11 protein-coding genes are annotated in these 13,618 nt (G+C 43.5%); 3 read left to right on the top strand and 8 right to left on the bottom strand.

Annotated features, from left to right (window positions below):
* Nucleotides 1–124: 124 nt before the first annotated feature.
* From K0I73_RS02390 to uvrD, 3 genes are all read right to left on the bottom strand, one after another.
* Nucleotides 125–586: a FlxA-like family protein gene (locus K0I73_RS02390; protein WP_220062960.1), complete on the bottom strand. Its 462-nt coding sequence runs from the start codon at nt 584–586 to the stop codon at nt 125–127.
* Nucleotides 587–715: 129 nt separating this feature from the next.
* A complete protein-coding gene (ubiA, locus tag K0I73_RS02385; protein ID WP_220062959.1) occupies nt 716–1,576 on the bottom strand; it encodes a 4-hydroxybenzoate octaprenyltransferase in 861 nt (286 codons plus the stop codon).
* A 106-nt stretch (nt 1,577–1,682) separates the two neighbouring features.
* On the bottom strand, nt 1,683–3,884 hold the full coding sequence (gene uvrD / locus K0I73_RS02380) for a DNA helicase II (RefSeq protein WP_220062958.1): 2,202 nt from the start codon (nt 3,882–3,884) through the stop codon (nt 1,683–1,685).
* A gap of 176 nt (nt 3,885–4,060) precedes the next feature.
* Here uvrD and K0I73_RS02375 point away from each other — a divergent pair, with 176 nt between their 5' ends.
* Together K0I73_RS02375 and K0I73_RS02370 are read left to right on the top strand one after the other, a co-directional pair.
* Nucleotides 4,061–4,945 (top strand): response regulator, encoded by an 885-nt coding sequence (locus K0I73_RS02375; RefSeq protein WP_220062957.1) that lies wholly within the window; start codon nt 4,061–4,063, stop codon nt 4,943–4,945.
* Between the two features lie 205 nt (nt 4,946–5,150).
* Nucleotides 5,151–7,382, top strand: a complete 2,232-nt coding sequence (locus K0I73_RS02370) for a PKD domain-containing protein (protein WP_220062956.1) — start codon at nt 5,151–5,153, stop codon at nt 7,380–7,382.
* Between the two features lie 67 nt (nt 7,383–7,449).
* Here K0I73_RS02370 and K0I73_RS02365 read toward each other — a convergent pair whose 3' ends face one another.
* From K0I73_RS02365 to K0I73_RS02355, 3 genes are read right to left on the bottom strand one after another with little or no spacing between them, the layout of a single operon-like run.
* Nucleotides 7,450–8,385, bottom strand: a complete 936-nt coding sequence (locus tag K0I73_RS02365; protein WP_220062955.1) for an SPFH domain-containing protein — start codon at nt 8,383–8,385, stop codon at nt 7,450–7,452.
* Nucleotides 8,382–9,308 carry an SPFH domain-containing protein gene (locus tag K0I73_RS02360; RefSeq protein WP_220062954.1) on the bottom strand — a complete coding sequence of 309 codons (927 nt, stop codon included), beginning with the start codon at nt 9,306–9,308 and terminating at the stop codon, nt 8,382–8,384. Before K0I73_RS02360 ends, K0I73_RS02365 begins: the two co-directional genes overlap by 4 nt.
* 30 nt (nt 9,309–9,338) lie before the next feature.
* Nucleotides 9,339–9,800, bottom strand: a complete 462-nt coding sequence (locus K0I73_RS02355) for an NfeD family protein (protein ID WP_220062953.1) — start codon at nt 9,798–9,800, stop codon at nt 9,339–9,341.
* A gap of 270 nt (nt 9,801–10,070) precedes the next feature.
* Here K0I73_RS02355 and K0I73_RS02350 point away from each other — a divergent pair, with 270 nt between their 5' ends.
* Entirely contained in the window at nt 10,071–10,826 is a 756-nt protein-coding gene (locus tag K0I73_RS02350) for an outer membrane protein OmpK (RefSeq protein ID WP_220062952.1), read from the top strand.
* Nucleotides 10,827–10,915: 89 nt separating this feature from the next.
* Here the strand turns inward: K0I73_RS02350 and udp are convergent, their stop codons facing one another.
* Nucleotides 10,916–11,674: a uridine phosphorylase gene (udp, locus tag K0I73_RS02345; RefSeq protein WP_220062951.1), complete on the bottom strand. Its 759-nt coding sequence runs from the start codon at nt 11,672–11,674 to the stop codon at nt 10,916–10,918.
* 735 nt (nt 11,675–12,409) lie between these two features.
* Nucleotides 12,410–13,585 (bottom strand): type III PLP-dependent enzyme, encoded by a 1,176-nt coding sequence (locus K0I73_RS02340; RefSeq protein WP_220062950.1) that lies wholly within the window; start codon nt 13,583–13,585, stop codon nt 12,410–12,412.
* Nucleotides 13,586–13,618: the final 33 nt, after the last annotated feature.

Raw genomic sequence — 13,618 nt, 5'->3', positions numbered from 1 at the left:
CCCTGTGTAATGTTATTTATTTGTAAATAACATATGGGGGAGTCGACGCTGGTTTCAACCTCGTGGCGTTAATTTAAGCCTTTTAAGGCGAAGATTTTTATATGAAATTAAGCCCGTAACAGAGCTAAATTGCCGAAGACTGCTTCTCATTCTCAGCTTTTTGCTCCATTAAATCGGCAATTTGGGCAGACAACACCGCGATTTCGGTTCTAATCTGAGCTCGACGCTTTTCGGCCGTTTCACTTTTATCGTTAGCTAAGGCCTTAAGCTCTTGCTGAAGTGCTTTTATTTTCTCTTTGCGCTGTTCAATCAGCTCATCAAGGGAAGGCTTATGGGATTTGTCGCTAGCTGCCGCTTGCTGAGTTTCTTGCATTTCATTGACTCTAGCGTGCAATGCACCACCAAGTTCACTAGCCAACGCTTGGCGACCTTCACTAGAGATAGAAACTTGACTGCTTTCCTGACTGGATGCCACGACAGCTGAGGCAGCCGTTTCTTTCACAGCCACTAAATCTTTCGCAACTACAGTTAATCGGCTCAAACTTGTTGGGCCAAGGCTTTGCTGGTTTATTCCTTGAATGTTCATACTGCCCTTCCTTAACGAGCAACTTGTGCTGAGTGATATTAATATTCATCGCTTCTATTCATCGGCCAATGACTAAAATGATTTAGTTAATTGATGAGCCATGTCGTCAAGAAGTCACAAACCAGCGATTCAAACTAAATAATCGACACCCAAAGCGACAAACAATGCCAAACCAGCCCAGTTGTTATTGAGGAAAGCTTTAAAACAGGGGGCTCTTTCACGAGCAAAAATAAGCTTTTGCTGATACAAACTGAAACCGATAAAAGTCATGATCCCAAGACCGAATACTAAGCCGCGATCCGCACTCAGCCCCGCCATGATAAAACATAGCAGTGCCGCTAATTGAAACAGTCCAATGATCTGCCGATCAAAACGACCAAATAATATGGCCGTAGATTTGATCCCCACCTTTAAATCGTCATCACGGTCGACCATGGCATACATGGTGTCGTAGGCCACGGTCCAGCACCAATTAGCGGCAAATAACCACCATGCCTCTATTGGTACGCTGCCCGTTTGCGCAGCATAAGCCATAGGGATAGACCAACTCCACACGACCCCAAGGAACATCTGCGGCATGTTAGTAAAGCGCTTAGTAAAGGGGTAGATGATAGTCAAGATGATACCGACAACCGATAACTTAACCACCAAAGGGTTGAGCATCAACACTAAGCCAAAGGCAAACAGTCCCAACACAACAAACAAGCTCAAGGCTTCTTTTACTGTCACTTCTCCGCTCGCTAAAGGCCGAGACTTGGTACGGTCCACGTGAGCATCTAAATCTCGATCGGCATAGTCATTGATGATACAGCCACAGGCACGCATCACGACTACACCAACAATGAAGATAATCAAAACGTTTAAGTCTGGCATGCCATCGGCGGCTAAGACTAAAGCCATTAAACAAGGCCAGAGTAACAACAAAGTACCTATGGGACGGTCCATGCGAGCAAGACGCAAATAAACGTCAAATTTATCCCTAATGTTCATATGATGAGGCTCTCCTAAAATACCACTTAGCCTTTAATCGATTCTTGTTATACAGGCAGTATGGCTAACATAATACCACTTTCGCCCCTTTCTATTGCCACAGCGATTAGCATTTTTCCAAGCGAGCAAAAGCAATTTTTAAACGCTTGCGTCCAACATCGTCAAAATTCACTTCGATAACGGCCTGCTCACCAGTACCCTCGAGATCGATCACTTTGCCTTCGCCAAACTTAAAATGCATCACTCGCTGACCAAGGCTAAAACCAGAGTCATGACCAGCCACCGCCCTCACTGGGCGGTTACGGCTTTCACTAATGACATCAGAGATCCGGTTAGTAAAGCGATTTACTGGCGCCGTCACTTGCGCCTTAAGGCGGATCTCCTGAACAAAATCACTCGGGATCTCTTTAATAAAACGCGATGGCCGCGCAAAATTTTCACGGCCATAGATACGCCGTGATTCCGCGTAGGTGATATATAACTGTTTCATGGCGCGGGTCATCCCCACATAACAGAGACGACGCTCCTCATCGAGCCTATCGCCTTCATCCATCGCCATTTGACTCGGGAAAATCCCCTCTTCGACACCAGACATGAATACCATCGGAAATTCCAAGCCCTTAGCAGAATGCAAGGTCATAAGCTGCACCGCATCGGTAAAGGCATCGGCTTGGCCCTCGCCAGCCTCCAGCGCCGCATGGGATAAGAAAGCATTGAGCTCGCCCATATCTTCGAGGTCTTCCGGCATCACAAAAGTACGAGCGGCCGTAACCAGTTCCTCTAAGTTTTCTACGCGCGCGCGGGCTTTTTCACCCTTTTCAGTTTCATACATGGTTTTAAGACCAGATGCTTGGATCACATAGTCTGTCATACGATGTAAGGATTGCTCTTCTGTATCTTGTTGCAGCTCAACAATTAGATCCATAAAGCCACGCACCGCGTTCGCGGCCCGTCCACTCAATAGTTTTTCATCGAGTACACATAGACAAGTTTGCCATAGCGTTAACTCTTGCTGACGCGCCGTAGAGCGCAAGATATCTAAGGTTCGACCGCCTATGCCTCTGGCTGGGGTATTGATGATTCGCTCAAATGCGGCATCATCATTTTTATTGCTGATTAAGCGCAGATACCCCATAGCATCTTTAATCTCTTGGCGCTCGAAGAATCGCAGGCCACCGTAAATGCGATATGCCATCCCTTTGTGTAATAACGCTTCCTCCAAAACACGAGATTGGGCATTAGAACGATAAAGAATGGCGCAATCACTTAAGTCACCGCCCATATCTTGCCAGTCCATGATCCGGCCGACGATGAAGCGAGCCTCATCCATCTCGTTAAAGGCACAGTAAACCCCAATTGGTTCACCAGCCTTATCTTCGGTCCACAGTTTTTTACCGAGACGTTCTGGATTATTAGCGATCAATTCGTTCGATGCGTTAAGAATATTGGCGCTGGAGCGATAATTTTGTTCCAAGCGTATCGTCTGTGCGCGAGGAAAATCGTCTAAAAACTTATGTAGGTTCTCCACCTGTGCGCCGCGCCAGCCATAAATAGACTGATCGTCATCACCCACGATCATCACATTGGCCGTATTGCCAGCAAGCACGCGGATCCAGGCATACTGAATCGCGTTGGTATCTTGAAACTCGTCGACGAGAATATTTTTAAATCTGTCTTGATAATGCTCTAAGATATGGGGCTTATTGAGCCATAACTCGTGAGCCCGTAATAAGATTTCGGCGAAATCGACAAGGCCAGCACGATCGCAAGACTCCTGATAAACCTGATAAATTTTAAGTAAGTTTTGCTCGATAGGGAAACCACCCGCATCGATATGCTTTGGGCGTAAGCCTTGGTCTTTCTTACCGTTAATATAGCCTTGAGCCTGACGCGGAGGATACTGCTTCTCATCGAGATTGAGGCTCTTAAGAATCCGTTTAATCAGCCTAAGTTGGTCGTCAGAATCGAGAATTTGGAAACTTTGAGGCAAGTTGGCATCTTGGTAATGGGTGCGTAGTAAACGATGAGCTAATCCGTGGAAAGTACCGATCCACATCCGCCCCATGCTACTTCCACTGACTTTTTCAACACGCTCACGCATCTCTGCTGCGGCCTTATTGGTAAAGGTCACAGCTAAAATTGAATAAGGACTCTGCTGGTACTCATGCATCAGCCATGCAATACGATGGGTTAACACTCGAGTTTTACCGCTGCCCGCGCCAGCTAATACCAACATGCTAGATTGCGGCGCGCTAACGGCTTCACGCTGTTTGTCGTTTAAACCATCGAGTAAAGAAGATACGTCCATTCTGCCTCCAAAAAATCAGGCTGGCAGTATAACAGAAGATGTTTCACGGAGCAGTTCAGAATGATAACGTTACAGTCATATAATAAATATCACTGACGTCCTGTCACTTGTACTTTTTAGAAACATTAATATAACATTTAAGGAGGTGCTAATTTTGTCACACTAAAGGTATTTTAATGCAATATAGCTTTGACACTTTTGTTCTAGATATCAATGCACGTGCTCTTTATATCGATGAACAATTAGTTACTTGTGACGAAAGAATAGTTACTTTACTGGTGCTATTGATCGAAGCTTATCCTGACTATTGCAAGCAAACATATCTATTGAATACTATTTGGCCTAACACCATAGTAAGCCACTGGTCTATATCTCGCTTAATTTCCGACACTCGTAAACTATTTGCTAAACTGGGTCTAACCATCCCCCTAATCCAAACATTGCATGGTAGGGGCTATCAGCTATCCCATGAAGTCGCTATAAATCTAATTAAATTAGAAAAAGAAAACATTACTACACCACCACAACACGACAACATGACAGAACCATATAAGCCCGACCGACTAAAAAATGCATCGCTCAAGCCTAGAACTTCACAACACAGAATCTATTTAACATTACTCAGTTTGGGAGTGTTCTGTGTAGCGTTAATTTTGGGTTTTCATCAAGCAAAATCACAACGTCTAAAACTCGCGGAACCACAAAAGGTAAATGCGCGAATTCTATGGGTAGATGACCATCCCGAAAATAATCAAAGAGAACAGAAACACCTCGAGCAACACCACTTCGGCATCTATAATGCAACCTCAACACAAGATGCCATGTTACTACTATCTCTATATAAATATGATGCAATCATCACTGATATGGGAAGAGATCAAGATCCGTTATCTGGTTTAAAGTTCATACAGCTTGTACGAGAGCAAAACATCGATACGCCTATTTATCTCTATACTATTGTGCCATCTGAATCGTTACGTAAAACAGCCTTAACATATGGTGCTCAAGGTATCGCATCTGAGTCTAATGAGCTTTACCAACACTTATTGCCTTGGTTCTGACCGTTCAAAAATCTCGACAACAACAATATAAGCCATTGATATAAATTACTTTCAAAATTTTTCAAACTTTTTTAATAACGACTTTTAATCACCTAATGTATATCTATTACTGGATTATAAATATGGGTTTAGCCACGTTAATTGTGAGTCTCTCCGTATTTATTCATACAGGTACTAATTGCATAATATTAAAAGGACTTTAAAGATGAAGTTTAAACCCACATACCTCACTTCAATTATTGCAGCATCTGTTTTACTCACTGCATGTGGCCAGGGTGACTCAGATGATGATTTAGACGTTGTAACAAATCAACCTCCTACGGTCTCAGTAGCTCCGATATCCATTCTAGAAAAAGCGTCTGTATCTCTCTCAGCAACAGCTGATGATATAGATGGCAATATTAGTAGCTACCAGTGGTCAGTAACCAGTGGTCATGGAATCACATTAACAAACGATGCTTCAGCATCAGTTTCTTTTACTGCCCCAGAAGTTGGGCTTGAAGGAGATACTATTGAATTAGAATTAACCGTTACCGATAACGATGGCGCAACGGCATCCACTAAAACCAAGGTAACAGTTAACCCGATCACTATCCCACTTTCCATCGCTGGCTTAGCTACAGACTCCCCGCTGTCAAATGCGACTATATTAGTGAATATAAGCGGTCGTGACGTAATGATGGAAGTGACTACGGACAATGAAGGCAATTACCGAGTAGATCTATCACTAGACGACAGCGAAGCCGAATCAGCAATAACTATTACCGCCAAAGGAAATGGTGAACAAAGTAATGCTGGATTGATCTCTTGGCTTGGCACCGCTGCAAGCCTTAGCGAACAAGCAGGTGAAGATAACATTCTCAATGAAGCTGATAATTTTGGAGTCAACGTCACGAACATTACTACCGCACAATACGCTTTAGCGACGTTTCTAAACAAAGACAAAGCAATAACAGACCAAGAAACGTTCGACCAACTATCCAGTCAACTTAATTATGATGAAGTGATTGCGCTTGCAACGGCTATTAAGGTTGCAATTGACAAATCGATTAACAATGAAAGTTTAGCCCTACCCGACGGGATCAGCGATACTCTCGAATTGGTTAGCAACATAGAATCTGCAAATAGCTATATCCAACAAATAAATAGCAGTCCCGAATACTCAGAGGCGCAACAGGAGATATTCAGTGATGAATCATTAATAGATACAGCCTCTACTTACGAAACGCCCAACGTCTATTATGTTCTCCCTAGTAGTACACTTGAATCAGGTACAGTCTATCTATTTAATACAGATGGGACAGGCTCCATTGGCGATATTGATTTCGAGTGGAAACAGCAAAATGGTACAATTACCACAACGATGATAGCCCCAGAAGTAGGTACGGCTTACGAGTTTGTAGAAATTAACGGCATTACTAAACAAATACAAGTCGAATATTCAACCATAAAACATGAACTAAAACGGGCCAGCTCAAGCAACAGTAAAGATTCTCTCTTTATCACCTCTTATACCAACTTTCATTACCCTAACGGTGAAGTTGAAGATAAAACATCCTCATATACGCGGCTGCAAACCGCGATTAAAGAAAACGGTATATTACCGATTGAGGTAGGCTCTGCAGATACTGCATACGTTCCAACTCCTAGCGAAATGGTCTCCCAAAGCATTACCTCAAACACAGAAATAATAACCCTAAACAGTGATTCCAGCGGGGAGCTTAGATTCTCTGACGACCCTTTTAATTGGCAAAATAGCAACGGAATACTACAACTGAATTTTGCCGACAATTCAACGGCAAGATTTAAGAAAGTACAAACAGGTAACGCTTTAGATTTGTTTGCCTTAGAAGCAAGTGAAGATGGCATCAACTATAGAGGCTACATCGTTGGCCAAGGAAAAATTATCACCGATACCGATCTCCCCTCCTGGGATAGTCTTAGCGTTGCAGGCATATACACATACGATAATGCAACATTCAGAAATGCTTTAGAGACCTATTGGTTTGAGTTACATACAAATGGCGACGCCGAAACCATTAGTACTAATGATTACAATGAAGACGGTGTACTCAGCACAGATGAAGTCAGCATCTGGTATGGAAATTGGCAGATTCGAGACGACGGCTCATTAGTAATACAACGTGTCGGTCGTACCTCTGAATGTCGTTATCCGGACGCATCAAATTGTTCATTATATCATGAGCGAGTTTGGAAACTTGTTGCACAGCAAGGTAATCAATATGGATTACTACATACCCACCATTTCTTCAGTGAAATCGAAAGTCTGAACTATGATAACCGTACAATTTACAAAATAGATGCAGCCCCTGTTGATATTAGCCAAATAGCAACGTCAAAAACCGTAATAACTAAACCAGCTCTCGCTACCCAACACATGAGCCCTAAGTTCTCAGCACTCGAACCATTTAATTAACTCATTATAGATGTAAAAAGACAGCCACCTTTAATGGTGGCTGTCTCACTACTTGTTTTGAGATAGACTAGTCTTTGCTCTCTTCTAAGCCCATACTGTCCATCCAGTGTTCAAAATCCATCATATTGCCTGGCAATACGATCTTGCTGGAATTATTACTTAAGCCATCAAACTGCTGCAAATACTGAGCACCGAGTTGCATCCGCACCACATTTTTACCGCCTGGCGCCGCAATAACCGCAGCCATTCGCTCGATAGACTCAGCGGTCGCTTTCGCGATGGCTAAGATCTCTTCCGCCTTACCTTCAGCCTCATTTATACGACGCTGCATTTCACCTTCTGAGCGGTTAACCGTTTCTGCCTGTATACCCTCTGAGCGATTAATCTTGCTCTGCTTGTCACCTTCACTTTTAGCTAATAATGCGCGGCGTTCACGCTCGGCGTTGACCTGCATTTCCATCGCATTCTTAACGGTTTCGGGTGGAGTGATGTTTTTTATCTCATAGCGATGCACTCTAATGCCCCACATAGCACCAGCCTGATCCAGTACTTCTACGACCTTGGCACTGATCACGTCCCGCTCTTCAAATGTACGGTCCAGATCTAGAGTACCAATCACCGAACGGGTGGTGGTTTGCGCTAGCTGAATTGCCGCATATCGATAGTCAGTCACACCATAGCTAGCCTTTACTGGGTCAATAACCGAGATGTAGATAACCCCATCCACTTCGACATTCACTTCGTCGCTTGAGAAGCACTCTTGTGGAGGTACATCTATGGTCTCCTCTTTAAGATCATGAACATAGGCGACCTTATCGACAAATGGCACTAAAGCGTGGAAGCCAGCATCAAGCGTCGAATGATACTTACCCAAACGCTCGACGACGCATGCAGACTTAGTCGGCACTAGACGAATTGATTGAAATAATTTAATCAGGAAAATAGCAAAAATGAGTCCCCAAATTCCCATAACAATCAAATCTGTATCGATACCTGCGATCATGAGCGCGCTCCTTTTACTTTCCCAACACTATGTGTCACTTGCTCCATGCCTTCAAAAAAGCCTTCAAGCTTTGCAACTTCAGTCGGTACCACAGAGATATCCGCCTCGTTGAGGATCTTACCTATCTGTACAATAAACTGCTCCTTTAACTGCATGTTCATTGCTTCATTGCCGCCATCGAGAGCTAATGCTTGAGAGACTAAGGTCATCGCTTCTGCTTTCGCCTTTGCGATAATGGCGATCTCATGGGCTGTCCCTTTCGCTTCGTTTATTCGCTTCTGCTTTTGACCTTCAGAAATATTGATCGCCTCTTGACGCTCACCTTCCGACAGATTAATCATCGCCGCTTTTTCGGCGTTGGCTAAAGTGATCTCTGCCCGCTTACGGCGCTCGGCTTCCATCTGCTTTTCAAGCGTATGGATAACCTTGAATGAAGGGGTAATATTCTTAATTTCATAACGCAACACCTTGATCCCCCATGGATCAGATGCCTTATCAATCTCACGAACAATTGACTCATTAAGACTGTCACGCTCGGAGAAGGTCTGACTTAAACTTAACTTACCGATCTCTGAACGCATGGTTGTCTGGGCGAGATTCACTGCCGCACGACGATAATCTTCGATGCCGTAACTCGCCAGTTTGCCATCCATCACTTTTAAATAGACTAAGCCATCAACTTCCAACTGAGTATTGTCTTTGGAGATACAGCTCTGGGGTGGCACATCCAAAACTTGCTCGCGGGTATCATGCCGATAAGCAACACGATCGAAAAATGGAATTAAAAAATGAAAACCCGGCTGGAGCACGGTTCGAAACTTGCCGAGACGCTCAATCACATGGACTTCGCGCATAGGCACAATGAGTAACAGCTTATAGAGAATAAAGAAAACAAATAGTACGGTTAACGTAAAAGCGAACATAAATTACATCCTTTTAAAATGCAGCGCAGCTCAATCCTGCTCTGCTAAAGGTTCAACTACCAAAGCGATATTATCACGACATATCACCTTAACCTGAACACCCACAGGGATCTCAGTGCCATCACCCAATGCTGGCCACTCCGTTCCCTGAAATTCAACCCGTCCCTGCTTTTGCGCTGGACCGATCACCGCCTTGACCAAGGCTCTTTTGTCATAAAGGTCAAACTCCTCATCGGTATTATCGATATGAGAATCACCGCCCACTAATTTCTGAGTGAAATGGCGGAAACCAAGGAGCAAGACGATAGAGGCAATGAACCATAAAGTCATAGACTGGACTAATCCCTCCACGACACCCACGGCTAACGCGCTGGCGACCACAAGGCAAGCAGCACCGAGTAGAACAACAATACCACCTGGTAAGATAATTTCTGCCAACATCAATATGATGCCAATTATCACCCAGATATAGATAGGACTCGAAAACTCCATATTTCCCCCTGAAATGAGAGTATCCATCGATTGACTATATCAGCTCCTTTTTCTTTTTGCGACATATTATGTCAGTCATCGATTCCATCTATCTGTAAACAATTTATGATCCTTTTGATCCAGAGCACTGTTTATGATTTTGGCATAATAGCTAAATCCCTTATACTACTGCGCAATTTGCACTCAAGTACAAAAAACAGTCAACCCAAGTACCATAAAGTACGCGTACTGTTCTATAAATAATACCAATCAAAAATAAAAAGGTAACCGATGAAGAACTACAAATGGCTGGCACTCACTCTACTCGCCGCACAACCAGCAATGGCTGAAGATATGATCCACTGGTGGGACGTAAGTGTTACCGCACTACACGGTACAGATTACGATTTAGCCCCATCAGATAGACAAACCACCATTACTTTAGAGACGGCTGGCGCTTGGAAATATGGCGACTGGTTCGCGTTCCAAGATTTCATTAACTTTAACGGATCTAACGTTAGCAAAGACAACACCACCTATGGTGAAATCTCGCCACGCTTCAGCCTCGGAAAGATATCTGGCAAAGAACTTAAATTTGGCGCGATCACCGACGTGTCGCTAGCATTCACCCTTGAAGAGGGTGAAGGTCCAGTTAATAGCTTCCTTTATGGTATCGGCGTGGACTTTGCTATTCCGTACTTTAGCTATTTTAACCTTAACGCTTATCGCCGGGACGCGATAAGCAGTGGTAACAATAGCGATGGCTGGCAGTTAACGCCAGTGTTTAGAATGGACTTTCCTGTTGGCAGCTCAAACATCGTTGTCGATGGCTTTATCGATTGGGTGTTCTCGGCAGACGATCAAGGCTATGAAGAGAATATCCACGTCAATCCACAAGTTAAGTATGACTTAGGTGAAACCATTTTTGGTGAGCACAAGAAAAATCAGCTGTTCGTCGGTGTCGAGTATGATTACTGGCAGAATAAGTATGGCGTAAAAGGTATCGACCAAAATACCTATTCGGTTATCGCACAATATCATTTTTAATGAATTGTTGATGTAAAAAAGGCGCCTAAGGCGCCTTTTTTACATCAATCAAACTCAAGCTAATTGCAGGGAAGCTTGTTGCTGATTAATTAAGCCATTAATTTCTTAGCGGCTGCAACAACGATAGACACAGCACTCGTCTCTGTCTTCTTCATAGTCACTTCGTCTGGGATCTCTTGCTGTGTACGGTTCACAATCACACCAGCAACACACGCCGCACGCCAACCTTGAGTGGCACACATGGTGAATAGCGTAGATGACTCCATCTCATAGTTAAGCACGCCCATCTCTTGCCACTCTTTCATCGAGCCAGCAAAACGACGCGTCACACGGCCAGATACAGTGTCATAACGCTCTTGTCCTGGGTAGAAGGTATCTGAAGATGCTGTGATACCAATGTGTGGCTCAAGACCCGCTTCACGAGTAGCTTCAACCATAGCGGTAGTACATTCAAAGTTAGCAACCGCAGGAAACTCCATTGGTGCAAAGTGTAAACTTGCACCATCGAGACGCACTGAAGCTTGAGTAACAATAACATCACCCACATTAACCTGTGGCTGAATTGCGCCCGTTGTTCCGACACGTAAGAAAGTATCAACCCCTAACTGTGCCAATTCTTCAACGGCAATAGAGGTCGAAGGACCACCGATACCGGTTGAACAGATCACCAATGGCTTACCATCGATGTAGGCTAGATAGCTGGTATATTCGCGGTGACTTGCAAGGAAAGTTGGATTATCCATTAACTCTGCAATACGCTTAACGCGTTCTGGGTCACCAGGCACGATTGCAAGTGATGCTCCATCCAACATCTCTTTGGTCAGGCCTAAATGAAATACATCTGACATTGTGAAAACCCCTTTCATTTTTGATTATAAAATTCTTCTAATTTGGACTTTAACCTAGTATCCAAGCCATTAAGGTTAACTCGATCACACTTTTCTCGCCAGTAGTTAGATATTTCGTTGTAATCAATTTACCAAAACATTTCATCTACAATAACTGCAAATATAGCAACTGACATCTGCTCTGCCACCTACAGGGCATGATTAATCCATCTCGGTGATCGAGATCAAATAACCGTCAACTCAACGAATTAAATTTACGGACATAAACCTTTAAATAACAGATTGATAAAGGCGAACAACTCAAGCAAGGTCAAAAAAAGACCACAATAGTTCACAAATCAAGCATTAGATTCGCGCTAGGGTGAGTTGGTAGCGAACAAAAAATCAAAATTTGCTCACTTAACACCCTCAATATTTACCACTAGAAAAGGATTTACATCATGTTTCCAGAACATAGAGACCTCATCATCGAACTAAAAACCAAAGATGCTCATTTTCTAATAATATTCATTAAATACAATTAACTAGATAATAATACAAAGGAGCCGGAATAACATATTTCCAGCGACTTGAGCCCAGAAGTGAAAATATTGAAGCAACAGAAATTGCATATTAAAGAGGAGTTACACCAGATCCTTCTGTCCCATCTAAAGTAGACAGAATTCTCTATTCGCCTAATCAGGTAGGGCGTCATGCACGCCCTACCACTTTAAATCTACAACTATAAATCTACGACTATAAGTAATAGTCTTTTAATGGAGGGAAACCGTTAAAACACACTGCAGAATAAGTTGTGGTGTAAGCACCAGCAGTCAACCAATACATACGGTCGCCTATCGCCAAATCCTCAGGTAACCCATAGCTATAATGCTCATACATGATGTCGGCACTATCACACGTCGGCCCAGCGATAACACACTTATCCAATTCACCTTGACGCTCGGTATAGATCGGAAATTTGATCGCTTCATCCATGGTTTCAATCAGACCAGAAAACTTACCCACGTCGGTAAACACCCAACGCTCTAGCGCTGTATGGGACTTTTTACTAATTAACACCACTTCGGATACTAAGATACCCGCATTAGATAATAGAGAACGCCCAGGCTCTAAAATTATCTCGGGCAGTTCATCACCAAAATCCTCTTTTAAAAAATGAGTGATCTGCTCAGCATACATAGCAAGTGCATTGGTTTTATCGAGATAATTAGCAGGGAAACCACCACCAAGGTTAATCATCTTCAGCTTGATGCCATGTTCATCGTTTAAACGATCGAAGATGCTTTTCACCTTACCAATTGCCGAATCCCACGCACCAATATCTCGTTGCTGTGAGCCAACATGGAAAGAGATCCCATAGGGTTCAAGCCCTAACTCTTTAGCCAATACCAGTAGTTCGTATGCCATCTCATTTTGACAACCAAATTTACGTGATAGTGGCCAATCTGCGGTATGAGTACCTTCGGTTAAGATACGCACATAAACACGGGCACCTGGCGCTTCTTCGGCTAACATGCGCAGATCCGCTTCTGAATCAGAGGCAAACATACGCACGCCTCTTTCAAAAAACGCGCGCACATCTTTACGTTTCTTGATGGTATTTCCGTAACTCACTCTATCTGTGGTCACACCAATATTAGTGACCATATCGAGCTCATAAATAGAGGCGATGTCGAAGTTCGCCCCTTTGTCACGTAACAAAGACAAGACTTCAGCTGCGGGGTTGGCTTTTACTGCATAATAGACACTGGCATAAGGAAAGTTATCCACCATGTCATCATACTGCTTTGCAATAATCTTGGTGTCTATCACGACAAACGGTGTGGGTTTGTCCTGAGCAAACGATTTAATACGCTCAAAGGTGTCCGAGTCATAATACTCATTAACATCAATCGTTTGAAATTGGCTCATCTCGCCATTATCTCCGTAGCAAAATAAAAGTAG

The organism is Shewanella mesophila (assembly GCF_019457515.1).
GTDB classification, from domain to species: domain Bacteria; phylum Pseudomonadota; class Gammaproteobacteria; order Enterobacterales; family Shewanellaceae; genus Shewanella; species Shewanella mesophila.
Note: the sequence above shows the minus strand (reverse complement) of the source record. Positions and strands in the feature narration are given on the sequence as shown.

What these genes read in the sequence shown, in the direction of transcription:
- K0I73_RS02360 (WP_220062954.1), bottom strand. Translation starts at nt 9,308, where the DNA reads ATGTTCGCTTTTACGTTAACCGTACTATTTGTTTTCTTTATTCTCTAT.
- K0I73_RS02375 (WP_220062957.1), top strand. Translation starts at nt 4,061, where the DNA reads ATGCAATATAGCTTTGACACTTTTGTTCTAGATATCAATGCACGTGCT.
- K0I73_RS02355 (WP_220062953.1), bottom strand. Translation starts at nt 9,800, where the DNA reads ATGGAGTTTTCGAGTCCTATCTATATCTGGGTGATAATTGGCATCATA.
- uvrD (WP_220062958.1), bottom strand. Translation starts at nt 3,884, where the DNA reads ATGGACGTATCTTCTTTACTCGATGGTTTAAACGACAAACAGCGTGAA.
- K0I73_RS02365 (WP_220062955.1), bottom strand. Translation starts at nt 8,385, where the DNA reads ATGATCGCAGGTATCGATACAGATTTGATTGTTATGGGAATTTGGGGA.
- K0I73_RS02340 (WP_220062950.1), bottom strand. Translation starts at nt 13,585, where the DNA reads ATGAGCCAATTTCAAACGATTGATGTTAATGAGTATTATGACTCGGAC.
- ubiA (WP_220062959.1), bottom strand. Translation starts at nt 1,576, where the DNA reads ATGAACATTAGGGATAAATTTGACGTTTATTTGCGTCTTGCTCGCATG.
- udp (WP_220062951.1), bottom strand. Translation starts at nt 11,674, where the DNA reads ATGTCAGATGTATTTCATTTAGGCCTGACCAAAGAGATGTTGGATGGA.
- K0I73_RS02390 (WP_220062960.1), bottom strand. Translation starts at nt 586, where the DNA reads ATGAACATTCAAGGAATAAACCAGCAAAGCCTTGGCCCAACAAGTTTG.
- K0I73_RS02370 (WP_220062956.1), top strand. Translation starts at nt 5,151, where the DNA reads ATGAAGTTTAAACCCACATACCTCACTTCAATTATTGCAGCATCTGTT.
- K0I73_RS02350 (WP_220062952.1), top strand. Translation starts at nt 10,071, where the DNA reads ATGAAGAACTACAAATGGCTGGCACTCACTCTACTCGCCGCACAACCA.